This is a genomic window from Vulcanisaeta sp. JCM 14467 (assembly GCF_001316245.1).
In the GTDB taxonomy this organism is placed as follows: domain Archaea; phylum Thermoproteota; class Thermoprotei; order Thermoproteales; family Thermocladiaceae; genus Vulcanisaeta.
In genome coordinates this window covers 106,126-125,042 of record NZ_BBDM01000007.1, presented here as the reverse complement: position 1 = coordinate 125,042, position 18,917 = coordinate 106,126, and the positions used below count along the sequence as shown (strand labels likewise).

Here is an 18,917-nt window from a genome sequence, read left to right as displayed (position 1 = left end):
TGGGCTACCTAATCGGCTCAATACTATACCAGGTAATGAGAGGACCTACCGCATTCATAGTACTACTGGTGTTACTTGCCATACTCTACGCCTTCGTTCTCAGGTACATGATTGAGACGAGACCAACCGTAGGCGCCGTGTACCTAAACCCGCTTAGGGGTGTTTCGAGGAAGGCAATACCTACACTGCCAATTTGGTTCTCAATAACGATGATACTGGGCGCCGCCATATACTCGGGCAGGGCCATAGGTAGTATTAAGGGTGTATTGCCAATACACGTGGGTGCCCTATTCCTTGGCGCAACATTAGTTATTGGCCTCGGCTCGGTATTCTTCGGCTACGTATCCGACAGACTTGGTAGGTTAAGGACGATGAGCGTCGGCGTTGCGGGTGTTAGTATTGGTCTCGTAATACTAACGGTACTACTCCTAATGGGTATAAACAATAATAGCCGTCGCAGTCTCAGCACCCTTCATATTCATGGCTTCAGCGTGGTGCCATCAATACTGGCGTTAACGGGTGACGAAGCGTTAATAAGCATGAGGGGCTCCGCAATGGGCCTATACAGCCTGGTGCTCGGCCTCGGCATGGGGCTTGGCAGCATCCTTGGCAGCTACTCATACGTGAGAATGGGGCTGGGCGGGATAGCGCTGCTGGCCTTGGTGATCTTTGTAGTAGCGTTCATTCTCTACGCAATATTCAGGGCAATCCTCAGGAAATGAGTTGATAACGAATAATTAACTGGGCACTACCATTCCTGCCCCTAAACTCAACAATCGAGGCATTAACCTCCTCACGCAGCGTAATCACCAATGGAAAGCCAAGAACCTTAAGCCTAGCCTTTATCGAACCGAGGACTGACCGGGGAAGCTTAAGCTCATCACCAAGCCTCTTAACGACATCCTCAATGACACAGTCCGTGTAATCCTCACCACAGCCCTCAAGCTCAGCCTCAATAACATCACCACCGATGTGCTCAACATACCTAACAGTGCCGCCATCCATGACCCACTCACCATGATAATCACCAAGCCTAACATCAGCAATCGAAGACACGGTATAAAGGGTAAACCCTAATTAAAAAGTTAAGCTTAAACCTTAAAAGGCGGTGATAAAAAAACTTGACTGGGCCGTAGCTCAGCCAGGTAGAGCGGCGGGCTTTTAACCCGTAGGTCGTGGGTTCGAATCCCACCGGGCCCGCCAAAACACAATCAATCCCTAAATGACTATAACCGTGACCGTTCCTACGCTCGTTAGTTATCCTTTCCATAAGATTCGTAAATGTACATTAATGATCCAATCACCAGAGGTTCTTGCACTTTGACTAATCGATTAAAGAGAGTGATTAAGGATGCTGCTGAGCAGGTTCTTGATAAGGGTTTGGACTTTATGAGTTTAGGAAGTTCTTTGCGACATGGATGATTAGTCATGGTGTGCAGGTATGGGTTGGTTAGGGTGCGTTTCGTGATTAACGACAGCCGTGAAGAGCTGGTCGTATTTTAAATATACGACCCAGTACCAATTAATGGGTTGAGATTTAGTAAGGACCGAGGCTAACGACCTTGCTGAGAGAGTAATCGGCAATCTAATCACCGGTGGCTTCCACCTGGGCAGCATGCACCTCGTGCTCGCCGTACCGAGGCGTAGACTAGGTAGGTACGTTAGGTACGTTGCTAATTGAGTTGATAAGTTGCCGGGGAGCCCAGTCATGATTAATGAGAGCGTTAAGATAGTGTACAAGGGCGGTGACGATAAGGGCGACTAATACGAAATTAAGCCGATCTAATACCCAGCACCGCCGGGCCTTCTCAACTCATTCACCCATCGCTGGCGACTCGTAATCCTGTGCCTAATTACTTCGTGTGAATGCCCCTATTAATTAGCCTGCTCCCATAAATTCAAAGACGCTACCAACTCCCTTACTATGTTAGGTGAGGACTAGCCTCAACACTAGCCCTACAATACTGGCTATCATGTGGGCAGGTTAGCAGGCTATCGTGGGTTAATAGGTTTATAAGTCTCCAGGTGATAATTTATCAGTATGTCTTGGGATAGGGAGGACATGCTGGACTATATACATGACCTTGAAATGGATATCCTCAACAATGCTAGGCAGGAGGCTACTGATTACCTCATGACCACGGCAATGTATAGGGATTATGAATTAGACGATAATGAGCCAGATGAGACTATGACACACAATCATGGTGAAGAAAGAAGGAATGGAAAATGGTGGTGGTTGGGAGTACTTGTGGCTTTTATTGGTATGTCTTCCCCACTTATTGCACTCATTATCTCGCCCCCCATGGTACCGCTCATTGCGCTCTTTTATCCAATTATCTTCGCCGTGTCCTGGGCAATAGGGAAAACGCTGGCTGGGAGTGAGGATGAATAAAAGTGCTTAGCCGGTTTGTGTAACGTTACAGGGCTGCCATAGTAGAAGTGAGGCTGCAGTGGCCCACTGGCGTGGGCTAGTTACCAGGGCCTTGTCCTTAACTTAATGTCCAGCGTGGATAATGCCATAGAGGCAGTGAGACGGATTATGACCTTACCAGCGAGGAGACTCAGGGTTTACTTCTTTGACGAGGATAAAGCCTACCTACCGGACCAGCGTTATCTCAATAAATCCCCTGGGCAAAATAGTGATAGGCATGGTATTACCCAGGGAACGGCGTCAACTCCCTCTCCTCCTCAAGCAACCAAATACCCAACTCCCCAGCCCTCTCGGCAGCACTGGGTAGGGCCCTTATGCAATAGACTACCCTAATCACCTTGCCGGGGAATTTGTCCCTATTCTTACTAATGATGATGCCCAACTTCTCACTAGCCCTGGCAATGAACTCCTTGCTTACCTTGGCCTCTGTGTAGCCAACCACAGTGTACTGCATGTTGGTGCCGTAGATGTCAACCCAGCCTTGTGGGAATTCCACTGGCATTGTCATCATGATAATGCCTTTCTGCTTGAGGTGGTACTGGACCATGTCATTAGCCTCCTCCTCAAGCGTCGGCCCAATCTTCTCAAGCAACTTCCTAAACTCCTCCTCCCTCTTCTCCCACTCCATGTCCCTCAGGCAATGCCCCTCCATGGCACGCCTTAGTCTCCTAACCTCCCTGGTCAACTCCCTCAGTGCATCCACAATGGTCTCGTAGCCCAGTGCCCCAAGTACCGCGTCCCTGAATTGCCTATCCACCTCAAGCGTCCTTAGAAGTCTCTCCTTCTCCTCCGGCGTTAGCGTCTCCATTAGGGCTTTTGCCAATAATGTGGCTAATAAGGATTAGGGCCTTGGCCCCGGGCAGTGCTCAGTGGTTTCATCCTGGGAATGATGTTCTTTCTTTCACCGACTCGAGTAGCCATATGCCTTGCCTCCTAGCCTCCTCAACCGCCTCTGGGTCTGCCTTCACGCTGTAGATCACGGTAATGACCCTTCCTGGGAATTTGCTCGGGAATGCGCTCACGGCATTCCTAACCCTAGCCACTACCCGCTCAACCATCCTCTTACTCACCCTAGTCTTTGCCTCCCCAACAATGGTCAATTGACCATTAGTCCCATAAATATCGAACTCATAAACCGAGTTAAGGCGTACCGAACCCGTCTCAATGTTAATGCCACGCTGCCTCAGGTAGTAGGTAACAACGTCATTCGCCTCATCCTCAAGGGCGGCAGTAACCCTATTCAGAGTCCTATCAATCCTATCAACCCTCCTCTCAAGCCTGCTCATACCCTCCTCAAGCTTGCCCACCCTATCCCTAAGCTCCCTCTGGCCATTCAACAACTCTGTCAACACCTTGAGTATCTCAGCCTGGCCCTTGAGCAACTCCTGAATGCCGAGTAACCCCATTACAGCGTTCCTGAACTCCCAATCCTCCTCAAGAGCCTTTAGGAACCTCTCCTTCTCCTCCTGGCTCAGGCCCATGCCCGCAATAATTTAATTAGCCTGGCTAGTTAAAAGGCGTACGCCCTAGAAACTAAGGTCTTGGGTGAGGAATCACTGGGCGTATTGCATGGGATGGGCTGAGAGATGCTAGGTTGATCACTGGAGTGTTTGAGGGGCCTTAAAATAGTTAGAAATGATGATGTATAGGTCTGGTGATGATTAGTCATGTTAGGCATTATACCGAGTTAGGCGCAATAACCTCCCTTAATGGTCGGTGAGCCTTAAACCGACCCTAATTGATTACCTGTAGCCTGCGTGCTAAAATGGCATCCCAGCTCAACCGGTAGTGGTTAGTTCGTAGGACCTCCCTGAATGCTATACCATTGAGTACTTCGCCAGTTAATTATCATGAGGGCTAACCTACCTATTGACCGCCCTCACCCAGCCATCCCTAGTCTTCATGAAGCCTTTAGTCACATTCAAAACAAGGCTCCTTAACCTGTTGAATACGGCTTGATCGCCGCATATTAATTTACCCTCGTAAAATGCATCGAGAAATATCGTGTTAAAGCTCATGACTTCCCTCTCCACAAACTCCTCATTGGCGTAGTGGACCTGGGCTAAGTCATTGGGCGGTTCAGTGGGTGGCTTATTGCCTATTATCACCAAGTCCCAGTCACTGTCTATCCTGGCCTCACCACGGGCCCTGGAACCAAATAATACTACCGTATAACCCTCACTACACAATCTCTTTATCCACTCCTCAATCTCACGGTGCATTCTAAGAAAAACCTCCCTAGACATAGCTCATCACCATTTCCATGCACTTTACACAGTCCTCGGCGTCGGTCCTATCATAATCGAGCATGCGGGCATCAGTACCTAGACCCTATGTACTGCTCAGTAAGGAGCTTGGCACATCTAATGACCTCGTCGTTTAAGGGCTTATTGAGTATGGAGTCTACCTGGTTTAATAATGCAATTATTGAATGAGTATACAATCTTGAACCTGTTAACTCTATGAGCCTACCCTTAAGATAAAATTCAGTGGCTTGTTGAGCAAAAAAAACATGCCTCTGGATAGAAACCCCTATTGAGCATATCCCTACTTAGTGCTCTATACCGCTCAGCCCTTGCGTACCATCGTGATGCCATTTACGCCAATACTATTTCATTAACCTAGAATTTATATTTATCGCAATTTAATGATAATTCCTGAAGTTATCCCGGCACCGGAGAATTGCCTAATTAGGCTCCGTTTTATTAATGCCCAGTTTATTGGTGCTGAATGAACGAGGTATTTAACGAACTAAGGGAGGAACTTAGGAAGGCCCTGGTTGATGTTGGGTTTGAGAGACCTACGGAGATTCAGAGTTTGGTTATTCCCAAGGCTTTGATGGGTGTTGATATTGCCATGCAGGCTCGAACAGGTAGTGGTAAAACCGCGGCTTATCTCCTGCCCATAATGAACTCCATGGTTGGTAAGGTTACGGAATCCCTAGTCATTGTGCCCACCCGTGAATTGGCATTGCAAGTTGCTTCGCATTTTATGTACTTCAATAAGTACCTTGGGTTTAGGCATGCCGTAGTTTATGGCGGTGTGCCTTATGACAAGCAACTAAGCTCTGTGCGGGACGCATCCCTCGTTGTGGCGACCCCCGGTCGATTACTGGATCTGGTGAGGAAGTCCTACATTGATTTAGGTCGTGTTGATTACTTCGTCATTGATGAGGTGGATAGAATGCTAGATATGGGTTTCATAGATGATGTTCGTGTTATATCAAGCCTAGCACATAATAGGAAGCAAACCTACGCCGCCACCGCAACACTGCTAGGGAAGTTTATGAACTGTTACGTAGTATTATGAGAAACCCTGTCTTTCTAAGACTGGTAATCATGAGTATGAATTACCTCACGTGGAGCAGGTCGTGTACTTAATTAATGGATTTTGGAGTGAGAAGTATAGCGTTATGACGAAGGAATTGACGGGTAAGTCCATAGTCTTTACAAACACAAGGGAGAGGGCGTATAGACTACATAGGCAGTTGTCCCGGGAGTACTATGCGTTTTTGCTTCATGGTGGCATGAAACAATACATGAGGGAGAGAGTGTTAAGAAGGTTTAGGGATGAGGATGGGGACGTCGTATTGGTAACTACGGACTTAGCCTCAAGGGGTTTAGACATAATTGATGTAGAGTTAATAATTAATTTCGATGTACCAAGTAATCCAGAGACGTATATTCATAGGATAGGCAGGACTGCAAGGCTTGATAGGAGGGGGCGCGCAGTAACGCTGACTACGAAGAGTGAGTTGCATGTAATAAATGCTGCGGCTAATCTCAGTGGTTCTCGATATAGATTAATGGTTTTAAATGAATAAATCAATGCCCTATGATCACTCAAATTTCTGTGGCGGTATTACATCACCGTACTTATTCCTGGCATCCAGCAACCTCTGTCTCTGTTCCTCAAGTACTTCGAAGAATCTCCTTGGCGTCGTTGGTATTTCTGAGTATATCTTCCAAATCCTATCAATCTTCTCAAGGAGCTTTGCGACCCTTATTGCGAATTGCTTTGTGTAGTCCTCAAGCCTGTACTCCCTATTGAGCACCTCCCTAAATAGTACCTTCAGGTCCTCATACCTCGGTATATAGCCTATGGGTGTTGTTATTGCGCCAAGCTCGTTGTGGACCCTCCTCTCCATCCACTGAAGCCAAACCCTCTTATCCTCCTTACTATTAAGGAACCTACCCTGCTCATCCCTAAGGAAGTAATTAACGCCAAATATCTTCGGAGGCCTCGTCAGACCCTCGCCAAACTTTAGGTAATTCGTTATGTAAATGCCAAGGTCTACGGACAGGAAGTCGAGGTTAGCCATTGGGTTAAACTCCCTCTCACCAGGTTTACCGATTACCGCGGCGGTTCTCTCAGACTCGAGGGATGCGGCTATCGTGACTACGCCATGTTCCCAATTAAAGGATTCGTAGACAGGGACGAGGGTATCGGGGTCTCTACCGCCGAATATTATGCCACCAACAATGACACCATTTGGATCGTCATAGGCAGGGTCCAGGTTCCTGAAGGCCTTTAGTGATACGGTGAATCTGGCGTTGGGATGAGATGGCGGTATTGGGTTACCCTTCTCATCGGTTTTACCCCTCCACCACTTGCCCGTGTAGTTAATGCCCCTCTCCGGCTCGGGCTTGCCCATGCCGTTCCAATAAACCTCGCCATCCTCGGTAATTAATACGTTCGAGAATATGATCTCGTTGGGCCTCGTTAGTACCTCATATATTAATGGGTCGTCGATTGGGTTTATGCCCTCGATTATCCCGAAGACCCCTATCTCTGGGTTAACTGCCCTAACCTCACCATTGACATTCCTCAGGAATGCCAGGTCATCACCGATTAACCTACCGAGCATTGCCGTTGAGGTCTTGCCTGAGTATGATGGGAATGCGCCGGTGAAGTATGTGACCCTGCCCCTAGGCCCCTCAACGCCGATTAGGAACATGTGCTCGCTAAGCCAGCCCTCCTCCATGGCCCTCTTGATCGTTAGCCTAAGGGCTAGTTTCTTTAAGCCGATGCTGTTACCGCCGTACTGCGTATTTACTGAGTACACTGTCTCATCGAGGAGGTCTATGTAGATCCTCCTCTGCTTAATGTTCTTGCTCTGTTTCATCTCATTCAATTCACCCTGAGAATGAATGAACTTAAGGAACCTAGCCCTTTCACCCTGCTTGACGAATTCGTCGTATGCCGTCCTGTACAGTATGTTTTCATTATGCATTACGTAGTATGAATCCGTTATTTGAATGGCCAATATGCTGAATGGCGAGCCTTTGGTCCAAGGGAGTAGAAGCCACGAGCATTTCCCTGCCCTTCATAATACCGTTGAGTAGTGAGTACATTTCCTTCAATCCCTCATCACGATCCTTAGTCCTTATGAAGGGGAGCTTTTGTCCACCAGGTAGTAGTATTGCCGTGTCCTCACGGGCCCTGGCCTGGTCGTAGGGGCTATCGAAGTGCACGGTATGTCCAGGGGTCTTTAGTAGTATTTCCTCACCAGTCTCTATGGCCTTCCTCCTAATGTAATCAAAGTCCTCTGGACTGCCTGTGTTTATGAATATGGAATCGGGCTTGCAGAGGTCCACGGTCCAGGCTATGAATTTGTGGAGTTCGGGGTTCCTGATATTCATTAATCTTCGGTACATTTCATCACTCATCCTGCTTCGGAGGAGTCTATCAACCTCATCTGGTGTGTTCGGTACCATTAGACCTATTACTACTTATGTCCTTATAACTATTTCTCTATATGTCACAATACCATAACTACCGGGTAAACCCGTTTAACCCTCAGCAACCCATATAAGTTCAGGTTATTAATTAATGGCGTATGGCGTGGAATGCGAGGTATACCCTCGCACTTTTAATAGTTGTTATTGCGTTGCTGGTGATATCAATAGCCATTTACCTGAACCCAATAATGACGAATACGGGGAACATACTCGCCCAGGAAAGCACAATGCAACAGCAGTACTTAGAGCCGATAAACATGACCACATCATCAATACTAAACTACACGAGGAGCCTTTACCGCAACATCATTAACTACCTAAGCGTAATATCCACATATCTAGAAAATATTTACTACTACCAACGTGCCAATACTACAAACATAATCAATGCAATAAATAGGAGTAGTGCTAGGGTAATTAATGAGGTAGTGACCGTTAATTCGACAATAACTAACTTGATAAATAACGTGAAGAGTAATATTGAGAGTAACGTAACATCAACCATAAATAGTGCAGAAAATACGATATACAATGCCGTGATTAACGTAAGCAATTACGTGGCTGATAATAATACTGAGATAATAAGTATGCTCAATAAATTGCTGAGACACGTAACCATGTATTATCAATTGTATGGCACGCCCTACACATACATACAACAGTCATACACCCTATTCACATTTAGCAACCTAACACTCGTCGAGGTATTACTCATAAACATTAGCGTGCCCTCAGGCGGTAATGTAACCGTCTATTGCTATACCGTGCCAGGCACGTCAATAAACGTGCCCATATACTCAACCTCGGTGTCGACTGCCCAAACAATAACTATAAACATTAGTAACTACCCATGCTGGCAAGTCGTAATTCAGGCACCAGGCTCAACACTCAACTGGTACTCAGGCGTACTGCTTTACCAGGGATAATCACCTTAACACAAAGAGAATGACCAGAATGAGACTCGCCAAGACCAGTGACTCAATCAGTAGGCTAATACCAATCCTCCTAATCTTGCGTCTTAAGTCGTTCATAGGTAATTTACTCTCCCTAACGGCTATTAACGCCCTAACCGATGGCTCAAGCAGTATGACTAGAGGTAGCACGCCGCTAGTGATGTACAATCCGTAGGCCAGCCCAGGCAGGCTTATGAACCAAAGAATTGATGAGTGGTAGGGCTTAACGCCCTGCCTAAATGGTAATTTACCCTCAACGTACAATGCGGAGAACGCATGATAAATAACCCACACCAACGACGCCACTATCACTTTAATCTCTAAGTCACCACCCATGAGCACGTACCACGCCAGGTACGTTGAGGCTATCAACGTAGTCCCAGAAACATTGGCCACGGCAGACCTACCCCTCCCACGAATTACCTCGATAATGAACAACATAAGCGGCGTTAAGGGAATCAATAACCAAATGCCCAGGTAAGGAATAAGTACTAGGTATGGTGCCGTATTTATTAGGAATAGTAAGTAATCACGCAAACCCCTCCTAGACACTAAGCAGGTGCGCCTTCACGAGACTCACAACATTTAAAAATGCAAGGGCCGTGTTTAATACTAACCTAATAATATTAATATTACATTTATTAATTATCACTAGGGTGGCTAGGGAGAATACGTAATTCGTTATTAATAGTGATAATGCGCCAGTATCCGTATGAACCCTCCTACTGACCAACCTACTGCTCATCATTACCTAAATTAGGTTGCGGAGGATAAGTATTTCATTCGTTACAAGATTCGGTGTAGGCACCCTGGCCTGTATCAAGGGATTAATTAATGTTAATGTCTCCATAGAATGTCTTAATTATTGCGAGGAAATCTTTATTTAGCTGAAGTTGAATTATTCAAGCAGGATGATTAGAGAGACTGTGGTAATAAGGAAGACTTTGTGGTTAGCTTTAAGGAAGCAATTAATTGGTGATTATGGGGATCTGAAACATGAATGCGAGATCCTACTTCTCAATGATCCCAAGATACATATTGTAGCCTGTGCTGATGGTGACTTTGTTCATTTAACAATAACGTACGACCCACTAGACGTAGCTCTGGATATTAGGAAGTTCCACGAAAGGAGTGGGCGTAGGCATTCATTATGGAGTGAAAAGGCCGTGATTGTACCACTGGCGTAAGCTTAATAATTCCAACGTTTTTTGAAGAAATACTAATAAGTGATGACCATGGTGGACCCTGATCAATAATTGATGAACTTCCAGGCTACTGAACATTCCTGACCAGTATTAACTAATGAGTCTCAGGGCCTGTGGATGAATTGCTGCGTTAACAATACCATCTACATCCAGCAGCTTCTTAAACACCCTGGGTATGTACTCTATGACATCGATAGGCGTTATGTGATAGCCAGGTCCTTAACGGCTAGATCACCCGCTAAACCAGTCACGAAAGCGCCTATTGCGGCTGCCTCGAGCGAGTCTTGGACCTTAACCATGAGCGCCGACACCACGCCAGTAAGCACATCCCCAGTACCGCCAACAGTCATCCCTGGATTACCCGTGAAGTTTACCTTATACCTCTCACCATCGGTTATTACATCGGCATTACCCTTAAGAAGCACGACACCACCTTTTAACGATGACTTAACCACATCCCTCACCAGGGAAGCCCTAAACCACGCATTCGCCTCCTTCGTCACGTCAACCCCAGTCAACCACTTAAACTCACCGGCATGTGGCGTCACGATTACATTCCTCGTTATCAAGTCCTGCCTCCTCAATTCGCCAATAGCCTTAATGGCGTCCGCATCGATCACGATCTTCTTACCAATATTAACGGCCCTTGACACCAACTCGACAACAGCTTCATTGTCTCTTCCCTAAGCCCAAGCCCAGGGCCTACGGCTATAACGTGGGACTTACCCACCTGCTCCATTATCTGATCAACGTGGCTAAGCATTAGGTAATCACCGTCTAGGGGTATTGCAATTACGCTCGGGTCGTGAGCCCTAATATCCCTAGCCACGTCCCTCGGGGCCATCACCACGGATAAGTCAACACCAGTCCTAAGGGCTGCCTTGGCGGCTAGGTAAATGGCGCCTGTGAACTCCCTAGAACCACCAATGAAGAGTATACGCCCATTATCACCCTTTTTTGAGTCAGGCATCCTGGAATAACTCATGTAGTATAAGTCACCTGGGCCAACCACGTGCTCCACCTCCTCAGGAATACCAATATCCGCAACCACTAAATCGCCAACATATTGGGAAACACCCTCCTTAACCAGGCCAACCTTGGGCCTGTGCATTGTTACCGTAACATGAGCCTTAACAGCAATGTCCCTAACCTCACCTGTGTCCGGATCCAACCCGCTGGGTATGTCGACAGCCACCTTATATGCCGATGACTTATTAATCAACTCGATTGCCGTGGCCTGAGGCTCCCTAAGAATACCCCTAATACCAGTGCCTATAATCGCGTCAATAATCACCTCAGCCCACGGGTGAAAAACCTCCTGATGAGCAAGTAGATCATACGGCGTTGGAGCCTCTATTATCTCAACATTCAATCCCCTAAGAATACCCAGGTTATCCACAACCAACTCCTCCCTAGCATCACTAATACGCCCCAGGAGAACCACCTTAACCTCCCTACCCCACGAATGCAGGTACCTGGCAGCCACAAGTCCATCACCACCATTATCGCCCAACCCAGCAACCACGAGAATCCTCTGAGCCTTCGGGTATCTCTCAATTACCGTGGTCGCCACGGACCTGCCCGCATTCTCCATGAGTATGTGCCTATCAATGCCCACGTAAGTTGCGTTTCGATCAATGACCCTCATCTCAAGCGTTGTAATCGCACTTGACGTCCAATTCCTGAAGTCGATGGGCATACTCGGGAATTACGTATTATGCCTTTAAAAACGCTTTTATGCAATATTTTGTGAGGGAGATGAATATAGAGGTCAGGGTTAACCTAGCAATTGGGAGGTGCCGGGTGTTGGTAAGGAGGGGATAACGGTGAAGCTCCTTAGTGATAATAAACTATTCGTTAGGGCTGAGGGTGGCGATAGAAAGTACTTGCTCATTAAGGAGTTACCTGCGTCGGTTGCCACAGAGGGCTCACGTGCTGAGTATAGGAATGGCTTGTTAATAATTAGGTTGCCAATTAAAGGTGTGAGTATTGGTGTTGAGTGATGATTAGGGCCGCAATACTCGATGTTGATGGGGTCCTCACGTACTTCAGGTCGGCGTGGCAACATCTTCATAGGGTTTTGGGCACCGATGAGTGGGCTTCAATAAATAGGGATGCGTATAAGGCGGGACTCATCAATTACAGGGATTGGGCACTCGTAGATGCTCTTCTTTGGATGGGCGTGCCTAGATCGTGGATCGAGATTCCCATAACCCTGAGGAGAGGTGCCTTAGAATTATTAAAATTCCTCAGGGAGAGAGACGTGTCTATTATAGCCGTGAGTGGCGGCCTCAATTATACGGGCATTCCCATTAGGGATTACGTGAATTATTTCATAAGCAATGAGTTAATATTTGATAATGGCGCATTAATCTCCGTTAAAGTTAATGTTGAGAATAAGGAAATAATTGATGAATTAATCAGGGAGTTAAGGCTAGACTGGGATTACGTGATGGCTGTCGGCGATAGCGACATGGATCTACCAATGCTTAGGAGGGCTAGGTACTCCATAGCCTATAACCCTGTTAATGAGGAGGTTGCCAATGCCGCGAGGATTGTGGTTAACTCCAACACTTTATATCCAATAATTGATATTGCAAGGGCCATTTTAGGTAAGTAGTGAGTTTCAAGTATACGTAAAGTAAACGTATACTTGCGCTAATAATGCATTAATATCCAGTCTTCTTCCTCATAATGGGGCTTATGCCAGATACAACAATTGAGGACTTGGGCATCAGGAAGATCTTCAACTCTAGGGGTGAGGAGACGGTTGAGGTTGAGGTATACCTGACGGATGGTTATGGAAGGGCAGCCGCACCCGCGGGTGCTTCGAGGGGTTCTCACGAGGTTGTTTACTTCCCGAATAATGACGTTGACTTGGCAATAAGTACATTCGAGAAGAGCGTCGCGCCTGACCTAATGGGCTTGGATGCGTCAATACAGGGTGAGGTTGATGCTAGGCTTGAGGAGATTGATGGCACTGAGAACTTCTCGAGGATTGGTGGCGCGGTTGCCATAGCCACGTCAATGGCCACTGCCAGGGCTGCTGCGAATGCTCTGGAAATACCACTTTACCAACACCTGGGTGGTGCCAACATTAGGGACTTGCCATACCCGCTTGGTAATGTGATTGGTGGTGGTAAGCATAGCCGCGGGCTTGGCCCTGACATTCAAGAATTCCTTGTACTACCGTATGGGGCCCAGGACGTTTACTCGGCACTCAAGGCCAATATCGAGGTTCACAGGTCAGTCTTTAAGGAATTGGTCAAGGCAGACCCAACATTCACCGGTGGTCGTAATGATGAGGGAGCTTGGTCAGCAAGGATATCCACGAGCACGGCGCTGGATATCCTTAGCAGGGCCGTTAAGGAGGTTGGTTCCAAGATGGGTTTCGAGATAGGGATTGGCGTTGATATGGCAGCGTCGACTCTATGGAATGGTGAGAAGTACGTATACACCAATGAGGGGGTCTCAAGGACGCCCAGGGAACAGCTTGAGTTTGTTAAGGGGCTGATTGAGAAGTACGGGCTTGTCTATGTGGAGGATCCATTCCACGAGGAGGACTTCCAATCATTCGCTGAGTTGACGGATTCGGTTGGCGATAAGTGCCTAATTGTTGGTGATGATCTATTCACGACGAATCCATCCAGGTTGTCCAGGGGTATTAAGGAGGGTGCCGCCAACGCCATAATAATAAAGCCCGACCAAATAGGCACCCTGTCAAGGGCTTGGGAAGCGGTTAGGCTGGCGGTATCCAATGGATATGTACCAGTGGTGTCCCATAGGTCCGGCGATACTGAGTATGAGACACTAGCCACATAGCCGTGGGCTTCGGCGCACCAATAATAAAGAGTGGCGTCCTTGGTGGTGAGAGGATTGTTAAGCTCAATGAGTTGATTAGGATTCAGGACTACATGGGTAAGGCGGCTAGGATGAACCAATCATTGACGCAGAGACTTAAGCGTTGATTTCACGGTTAATCCCTTCATAGTGAAATACTTATTAATTAGATTCTTCACCGTAGTTCCCAATGGGTGAGGAACGTAAGGAGACCCGTGAGGAGGGATTAGCGCCAGTACCACCGCAGGAAGAGTTGCTAATAGCCATTGAGCGTTATCTGGCGGCTGGCGTTAGGCTTGGTACCAGGGTATCAAACGCCTACCTACAGAGGAGGGGCTTCGTATTTTCCGTGAGGCCTGACGGACTTAGGATTCTAAACCTCAGGAAGATTGACGAGAGGATTAGGATTGCTGCCAAGATGATTGCCATGTACGACCCCGAGAAGGTTGTTGCCTACTCAGCCAAGCCCTACGGCTTCAAGCCAGTGGAGATGTTCTGCAAGTTCGTTAGGTGTAAGGCGATAACGGGTAGGTTCATACCTGGCACATTCACGAACCCAAACCTAAACCACTATATAGAGACTGACCTATTAATATCCACGGATCCAAAGGCAGACGTGCAGGCCATTGAGGAGGCAGCCACAATGGGTATACCGGTAATTGCCCTAGTTGATACAGACACGCCCATATCCTACGTGGACCTGATAATACCATGCAATAATAAGGGTAGGAGGAGTCTCGCCCTAATATATTGGTTACTGGCTAGGCAGGTACTTAGGATTAGGGGCGAGCTGAAGGAGAATGAGGACCTACCAGTGCCTCCCGAAGAATTTGAGGTCAAGGTTACACTTGAGGGAGTCACTCAATAGGTTATTTTATTCATAATGAGCGTAAAGTAAAGCGTTTAATCTTGCCTGCTTAGAGTAATCACTGTATGGTTAAAGTACGTAAACCGGCGGTGGCAGGTGCGTTCTATGAGGCGGATAGGGACAAACTGATTAAGCAGATTGAGTGGGCGATAAGCCATCCTTTAGGTCCTGGTCAATTGGTTAAGCAGCCACGTGAGGGGTTTAGGGCTGTGCCCATGGTCATTGTTCCCCACGCCGGTTACGTGTACTCAGGCCCCGTGGCCGCCATGTCCTTTGCGGAGATTTATAGGTTTCACAGCCCCAAGACATTCATCCTCATAGGGCCTAACCACTACGGCATTGGTGCACCAGTGGCTATATACCCTGAGGGTGCTTGGGAAACACCGCTTGGTACGCTTGAGGTTGATTCTGAGGTGGCTAAGGAGTTAATGAGTAAGGTTAAGTACCTGGAACCTGATACTTACGCCTTTGTCCAGGAGCACTCACTTGAGGTTCAATTACCCTTTATACAGTACATATTTGGTAATAATGTTAAGATAGTGCCAATAATAGTTTGGAGACAGACCAGGGAGGTTGCCAGGGACCTTGGTAACGCAATAGCGGAGGTCATCTCAAGCCATGAACTGGGCTCCATAGTCTACGTGGCCTCAAGTGACTGGAATCACTATGAACCTCATGAAATAACCACGGAGAAGGACATGAAGGCCATAGACCCAGTCCTAAGGCTTGATGAGGACTCCTTCTTCGATGTAATTGAGCGCTTTGACGTGTCGGCCTGCGGCTATGGTGCCATAGCCACGGCGATAGTCGCTGCCAGGAGACTTGGTGTTAGGAATGTGGTGCTGCTAAGGCATGCGACATCAGGTGATACTAGTGGATATACGCTTGAGACCGTGGGCTACGCATCAATAGCCTTTTACCTATGATGGGACCCTGTGTTAATCAAAATACTTAATTAGTTTATTTCCTCAGGCGTTAATACGTACAGCTAATATGAGTGCGGTTAGGATATTCTTCGAGGTATTACTCGTAATAGTGGCCCTAGCCCTAATATACTCGATAGTCGCGCCATTTAAGGCTGAGTTGAAGGCATACATATTCAGCATTGGTAATAGGCAGGTTAGTGAGTTGCTCTATATAGGGGGTTACATTATTTATAAGTTGGGTTACCTATCATATACACTGCTAAGGATTATTGCTGAATACTCCTACCAAGCAATTCAATATTTATTAAATAACTTAGGGATTAAAACCAGCCTATTATTAAGTGGTTAGGTATGCTGCATTCACTTTTTTCTTTATATGAAAAAGAGAAAGATTTAAATAGAAAGAGAATTAAATAATTAGTTTGATGAGCATTATACAGCCGAAGGAGGTAAGGACTTGGAAGGATGAACTGAGGGATGTACTAATGAAGTACGTGAGGGACCCATTTAAGGATAAGATTGATGAGTACCTGAGCTTTCTTGATATGTTTTATGACAAGTGGTGGAATGGTGATGTTAAGACGAGGGAGTACTACGCATACCACATGGCACTCCTCATGGCAAAGTCTGACAAACCAAACGTAATTAAGGCAAAGCTCAACAGCTACTATGCGTACCTTGTTTACAAGGGCTATGTGTCGGCTTACAGGTTAATGAAGGATAAGTATGTGGCCGGCGGTGAGTCAATATACACGTGGCTACGTGCATACCGAAAGATAGTGGGTTAGGTAAGTAACTTAAAGTTAAGGTTACGTTCTAAAATCTACCCTTATTACGCAATACACTAGATACGTATTCGTAGATAATATCAACGACTTTCTCAGCATCTATATACGTAGTGTCTATGACCAGGTCAAAGAATGATATGTCGTTTATGTCAATCCCATAAATCGTGAGATACCTCCTCCTATTCGACTTCTCACGAAGCCTAATCTCATTCAGTGCCTCCTCGATGGACTTACCATCCCTACTCGATAGCCTCTGTGACCTAACATTAATGTCAGCCTTTAGGTAAATACGCACATCAGCCACATCCCTAAGCATCCACGCAGCTAGGTGCCCCTCAATAACCACGTTACCCCTCCTCGCCTCCTTAATTGCCTCCTCATCAACAGCCCTATCAATACTGAAGTCAGTTTCGGCGATCCTATGAAGTTCAAGCAATGACACGCCCCTCTGAATGGCAATTCTCCTGAATAATTCGCCAACGGATACAAACCTATAATTCAACCTATTAGCCAACTCCCTAGCTACCGTGGTCTTCCCACTGGCTGCCTGTCCAGAAATCGCTATAACGCCCATTTAAATCACGTTGCTGATAATCGTACAGCCATCCTAAGCGCAAGGGCCAGGCACCTATGGCAAACGTAACCACCGTATGGCCTTGAAACCGTTAAGCCAGCAACATGCTTAGTCTTAATCCTAGCCTCATCAATACCCTGCAATGGCCTACCACAGATGGCGCACCTAGGCTTAGAGGCAAACCTCTTCTCATAGTGAACCACATGCCTACCACCAGGCGTCCTGGTCTGTGTCCTCCTCAACTTCCTAGACCTCAATGCAGGCCTTGGCATAATCGTTCGTCAAATTCATAGTGAGTTTTTATGCTTTACTTAACGTACTTACTCGTCAGAGGGCCAGGCTTGGCAATGCCGAGTGATAGGTATTTATTCAGTTCCTCATCATCAATGACACGAACATGGGACTTCCTAATCACCAATTCTAACTCCTTATCGCCCGCATTGACCCAGTTAATCCTACTAATCATGGACCTCGGAATCACCAACTCGGTGCTACCCTCCCTACGAAGTCTATACGCCGCCCTCTGAAACTCATAAAACAATCTATTAACCCTATCCCTCTTGGACATGGCCCTAATTATCGCTTCCTCGATACTCCCAGTCTCGAAGAGTGTCATTAGTATTATCTCAATCACCTTATTAATCCTATCAGGAACACCAATAATCGAGCCCCTAAGCTCAATCCTACACCTAGGCACGTTAAGTCTCAACAACCTATAAAGCCTAGCCGTCTCGCCCTTAACCCTCCTCTCCTTATCAACAATACCACCAACAATGAACATATCCATCACCCTAACTAGCTCCTCACTAAGTACGCAATCACCCTCAGGGTCAAGCATCACGGCATTGCATGAATGACGGGCCCACTCCGCCTAATGACTACGCCGTGCCTAAACCCCCTGGCGAATTTATTAAATCTCTCGAGGAACTCGTCAGGAACGCTCGTAAGCTCAAGGTTAGAGTCCCAGAGATACCTCCTAACCACGCCTATTGACGCCAATACCTGCTCAACAAGCTCGTTTTTCTCGGAATCCGTGTGATCCCTCCACAGGGATAAATCAATAACGAAGCGCGGCTTTCTGGGCAGGTCCATGAGGAGTTCAAGCGATACCTGACAATCGCCCGGTTTAGTTAGGTGCGCGTCACATGAGGGCTCACCCGGTCCTGGTGAAGTGAGTATTTCAACTCCATCAGCTGAAGACCTCGCGCCCTCCATGACCGCCTAGGCATAGTACGTACCTACCCAGTAGTAGGTTGATGGCAATGCACTGGGGCAGGTAATAATTGCATTTGAGCCTGCGGGGTATGCACAGCCTATGTATGCCCAGGTCCCTAAGGTAATTGAGCAATTGATTGCCAAGCAACACCCTAGGAATTTTAATTAAGTCCTAATAAAAGCATGAGCCCTATGACAATGCAGGGTAGGGAATTACCACTATGCGATAACCATGCCCACACAAACCCAGTGATTGGGATGGGCCCCAGGGAATTGGCGAGGAGGTTTAAGAGGGAGGGTGGTAGGTTCATAGTGATTGTTGCCCTACTAACCTGGAGCTAGCTTAACGCCTGGTGACCTAGACAGTGTTAGG

At 47.0% G+C, this 18,917-nt stretch carries 28 protein-coding genes, 1 tRNA gene and 2 pseudogenes; 15 read left to right on the top strand and 16 right to left on the bottom strand.

Annotation, left to right across the window (positions count from 1 at the left end; genetic code table 11):
- The coding region (locus tag JCM14467_RS08060; protein WP_342765503.1) for an MFS transporter at positions 1–722 on the top strand (722 nt) is incomplete at its 5' end.
- Here the strand turns inward: JCM14467_RS08060 and JCM14467_RS08055 are convergent.
- Positions 712–1,056, bottom strand: a complete 345-nt coding sequence (locus JCM14467_RS08055; RefSeq protein WP_054849746.1) for a hypothetical protein — start codon at positions 1,054–1,056, stop codon at positions 712–714. The genes JCM14467_RS08060 and JCM14467_RS08055 overlap by 11 nt on opposite strands.
- 71 nt (positions 1,057–1,127) lie before the next feature.
- On the opposite strand from JCM14467_RS08055, the gene JCM14467_RS08050 reads away from it, so the two are divergent.
- Together JCM14467_RS08050 and JCM14467_RS08040 are read left to right on the top strand one after the other, a co-directional pair.
- Positions 1,128–1,203, top strand: a tRNA-Lys gene (locus JCM14467_RS08050).
- Between the two features lie 838 nt (positions 1,204–2,041).
- Positions 2,042–2,395, top strand: coding sequence for a hypothetical protein (locus tag JCM14467_RS08040; RefSeq protein WP_054849744.1), 354 nt, complete (start codon positions 2,042–2,044; stop codon positions 2,393–2,395).
- A gap of 262 nt (positions 2,396–2,657) precedes the next feature.
- Here the strand turns inward: JCM14467_RS08040 and JCM14467_RS08035 are convergent, their stop codons facing one another.
- From JCM14467_RS08035 to JCM14467_RS17180, 5 genes are all read right to left on the bottom strand, one after another.
- On the bottom strand, positions 2,658–3,242 hold the full coding sequence (locus JCM14467_RS08035) for a hypothetical protein (RefSeq protein ID WP_054849743.1): 585 nt from the start codon (positions 3,240–3,242) through the stop codon (positions 2,658–2,660).
- Between the two features lie 67 nt (positions 3,243–3,309).
- Positions 3,310–3,915, bottom strand: a complete 606-nt coding sequence (locus JCM14467_RS08030; RefSeq protein WP_054849742.1) for a hypothetical protein — start codon at positions 3,913–3,915, stop codon at positions 3,310–3,312.
- A gap of 381 nt (positions 3,916–4,296) precedes the next feature.
- Entirely contained in the window at positions 4,297–4,680 is a 384-nt protein-coding gene (locus JCM14467_RS08025) for a nucleotidyltransferase domain-containing protein (protein WP_054849741.1), read from the bottom strand.
- A 71-nt stretch (positions 4,681–4,751) separates the two neighbouring features.
- Positions 4,752–4,898 carry a HEPN domain-containing protein gene (locus tag JCM14467_RS17185; protein ID WP_252901127.1) on the bottom strand — a complete coding sequence of 49 codons (147 nt, stop codon included), beginning with the start codon at positions 4,896–4,898 and terminating at the stop codon, positions 4,752–4,754.
- A 22-nt stretch (positions 4,899–4,920) separates the two neighbouring features.
- Complete coding sequence (locus JCM14467_RS17180; RefSeq protein WP_252901122.1) at positions 4,921–5,031, bottom strand: HEPN domain-containing protein; 111 nt, start codon at positions 5,029–5,031, stop codon at positions 4,921–4,923.
- A gap of 133 nt (positions 5,032–5,164) precedes the next feature.
- On the opposite strand from JCM14467_RS17180, the gene JCM14467_RS08015 reads away from it, so the two are divergent.
- Both JCM14467_RS08015 and JCM14467_RS08010 read left to right on the top strand, forming a co-directional pair.
- On the top strand, positions 5,165–5,743 hold the full coding sequence (locus JCM14467_RS08015; protein WP_054849740.1) for a DEAD/DEAH box helicase family protein: 579 nt from the start codon (positions 5,165–5,167) through the stop codon (positions 5,741–5,743).
- A gap of 49 nt (positions 5,744–5,792) precedes the next feature.
- Complete coding sequence (locus tag JCM14467_RS08010; RefSeq protein WP_054849739.1) at positions 5,793–6,257, top strand: C-terminal helicase domain-containing protein; 465 nt, start codon at positions 5,793–5,795, stop codon at positions 6,255–6,257.
- A 15-nt stretch (positions 6,258–6,272) separates the two neighbouring features.
- Here JCM14467_RS08010 and JCM14467_RS08005 read toward each other — a convergent pair.
- A pseudogene (locus JCM14467_RS08005) lies at positions 6,273–8,151 on the bottom strand (phosphoenolpyruvate carboxykinase (GTP)).
- Between the two features lie 122 nt (positions 8,152–8,273).
- Here JCM14467_RS08005 and JCM14467_RS08000 point away from each other — a divergent pair.
- The gene (locus JCM14467_RS08000) at positions 8,274–9,101 is read left to right on the top strand and encodes a hypothetical protein (RefSeq protein WP_054849738.1); all 828 of its coding nucleotides are present in this window, start codon (positions 8,274–8,276) and stop codon (positions 9,099–9,101) included.
- Here the strand turns inward: JCM14467_RS08000 and JCM14467_RS07995 are convergent, their stop codons facing one another.
- Both JCM14467_RS07995 and JCM14467_RS17170 read right to left on the bottom strand, forming a co-directional pair.
- Positions 9,102–9,680: a hypothetical protein gene (locus JCM14467_RS07995; protein WP_252901119.1), complete on the bottom strand. Its 579-nt coding sequence runs from the start codon at positions 9,678–9,680 to the stop codon at positions 9,102–9,104. It lies immediately after the preceding gene.
- Positions 9,673–9,873 (bottom strand): hypothetical protein, encoded by a 201-nt coding sequence (locus JCM14467_RS17170; RefSeq protein ID WP_252901118.1) that lies wholly within the window; start codon positions 9,871–9,873, stop codon positions 9,673–9,675. Before JCM14467_RS17170 ends, JCM14467_RS07995 begins: the two co-directional genes overlap by 8 nt.
- A 166-nt stretch (positions 9,874–10,039) precedes the next feature.
- Here JCM14467_RS17170 and JCM14467_RS07990 point away from each other — a divergent pair, with 166 nt between their 5' ends.
- The gene (locus JCM14467_RS07990; protein ID WP_054849737.1) at positions 10,040–10,315 is read left to right on the top strand and encodes a hypothetical protein; all 276 of its coding nucleotides are present in this window, start codon (positions 10,040–10,042) and stop codon (positions 10,313–10,315) included.
- 218 nt (positions 10,316–10,533) lie between these two features.
- On the opposite strand, the gene JCM14467_RS20030 is transcribed toward JCM14467_RS07990, so the two are convergent.
- Both JCM14467_RS20030 and JCM14467_RS07985 read right to left on the bottom strand, forming a co-directional pair.
- The gene (locus JCM14467_RS20030) at positions 10,534–10,986 is read right to left on the bottom strand and encodes an ADP-dependent NAD(P)H-hydrate dehydratase (RefSeq protein WP_342765502.1); all 453 of its coding nucleotides are present in this window, start codon (positions 10,984–10,986) and stop codon (positions 10,534–10,536) included.
- Complete coding sequence (locus JCM14467_RS07985; RefSeq protein ID WP_342765501.1) at positions 10,950–12,032, bottom strand: NAD(P)H-hydrate epimerase; 1,083 nt, start codon at positions 12,030–12,032, stop codon at positions 10,950–10,952. The genes JCM14467_RS20030 and JCM14467_RS07985 overlap by 37 nt, the downstream gene beginning before the upstream one ends.
- 97 nt (positions 12,033–12,129) lie before the next feature.
- Here JCM14467_RS07985 and JCM14467_RS07980 point away from each other — a divergent pair, with 97 nt between their 5' ends.
- From JCM14467_RS07980 to JCM14467_RS07950, 7 genes and pseudogenes are all read left to right on the top strand, one after another.
- Positions 12,130–12,336: an Hsp20/alpha crystallin family protein gene (locus JCM14467_RS07980; RefSeq protein WP_252901117.1), complete on the top strand. Its 207-nt coding sequence runs from the start codon at positions 12,130–12,132 to the stop codon at positions 12,334–12,336.
- The gene (locus JCM14467_RS07975; protein ID WP_054849736.1) at positions 12,336–12,953 is read left to right on the top strand and encodes an HAD-IB family phosphatase; all 618 of its coding nucleotides are present in this window, start codon (positions 12,336–12,338) and stop codon (positions 12,951–12,953) included. Before JCM14467_RS07980 ends, JCM14467_RS07975 begins: the two co-directional genes overlap by 1 nt.
- Positions 12,954–13,036: 83 nt before the next feature.
- Positions 13,037–14,301: pseudogene (gene eno, locus JCM14467_RS07970) on the top strand (phosphopyruvate hydratase).
- A 62-nt stretch (positions 14,302–14,363) separates the two neighbouring features.
- Complete coding sequence (gene rpsB, locus JCM14467_RS07965) at positions 14,364–15,041, top strand: 30S ribosomal protein S2 (RefSeq protein WP_054849735.1); 678 nt, start codon at positions 14,364–14,366, stop codon at positions 15,039–15,041.
- A 65-nt stretch (positions 15,042–15,106) separates the two neighbouring features.
- Positions 15,107–15,967 carry an AmmeMemoRadiSam system protein B gene (gene amrB / locus JCM14467_RS07960; RefSeq protein ID WP_054849734.1) on the top strand — a complete coding sequence of 287 codons (861 nt, stop codon included), beginning with the start codon at positions 15,107–15,109 and terminating at the stop codon, positions 15,965–15,967.
- A 67-nt stretch (positions 15,968–16,034) separates the two neighbouring features.
- On the top strand, positions 16,035–16,316 hold the full coding sequence (locus JCM14467_RS07955) for a hypothetical protein (protein WP_054849733.1): 282 nt from the start codon (positions 16,035–16,037) through the stop codon (positions 16,314–16,316).
- 76 nt (positions 16,317–16,392) lie between these two features.
- Positions 16,393–16,755, top strand: a complete 363-nt coding sequence (locus JCM14467_RS07950) for a hypothetical protein (protein ID WP_054849732.1) — start codon at positions 16,393–16,395, stop codon at positions 16,753–16,755.
- A 28-nt stretch (positions 16,756–16,783) separates the two neighbouring features.
- Here the strand turns inward: JCM14467_RS07950 and cmk are convergent, their stop codons facing one another.
- From cmk to JCM14467_RS17165, 5 genes are read right to left on the bottom strand one after another with little or no spacing between them, the layout of a single operon-like run.
- The gene (gene cmk, locus JCM14467_RS07945) at positions 16,784–17,329 is read right to left on the bottom strand and encodes a (d)CMP kinase (RefSeq protein ID WP_054849731.1); all 546 of its coding nucleotides are present in this window, start codon (positions 17,327–17,329) and stop codon (positions 16,784–16,786) included.
- 5 nt (positions 17,330–17,334) lie between these two features.
- Positions 17,335–17,601, bottom strand: coding sequence for a 50S ribosomal protein L34 (locus JCM14467_RS07940; protein WP_054849730.1), 267 nt, complete (start codon positions 17,599–17,601; stop codon positions 17,335–17,337).
- Positions 17,602–17,636: 35 nt separating this feature from the next.
- The gene (locus JCM14467_RS07935; RefSeq protein ID WP_252901116.1) at positions 17,637–18,170 is read right to left on the bottom strand and encodes a hypothetical protein; all 534 of its coding nucleotides are present in this window, start codon (positions 18,168–18,170) and stop codon (positions 17,637–17,639) included.
- Positions 18,167–18,544, bottom strand: a complete 378-nt coding sequence (locus tag JCM14467_RS07930; RefSeq protein ID WP_252901115.1) for a hypothetical protein — start codon at positions 18,542–18,544, stop codon at positions 18,167–18,169. The genes JCM14467_RS07935 and JCM14467_RS07930 overlap by 4 nt, the downstream gene beginning before the upstream one ends.
- On the bottom strand, positions 18,519–18,695 hold the full coding sequence (locus JCM14467_RS17165) for a hypothetical protein (protein WP_252901114.1): 177 nt from the start codon (positions 18,693–18,695) through the stop codon (positions 18,519–18,521). The genes JCM14467_RS07930 and JCM14467_RS17165 overlap by 26 nt, the downstream gene beginning before the upstream one ends.
- Before the next feature lie 32 nt (positions 18,696–18,727).
- Here JCM14467_RS17165 and JCM14467_RS20025 point away from each other — a divergent pair, with 32 nt between their 5' ends.
- Positions 18,728–18,886 carry a hypothetical protein gene (locus tag JCM14467_RS20025; RefSeq protein ID WP_342765500.1) on the top strand — a complete coding sequence of 53 codons (159 nt, stop codon included), beginning with the start codon at positions 18,728–18,730 and terminating at the stop codon, positions 18,884–18,886.
- Positions 18,887–18,917 lie beyond the last annotated feature (31 nt).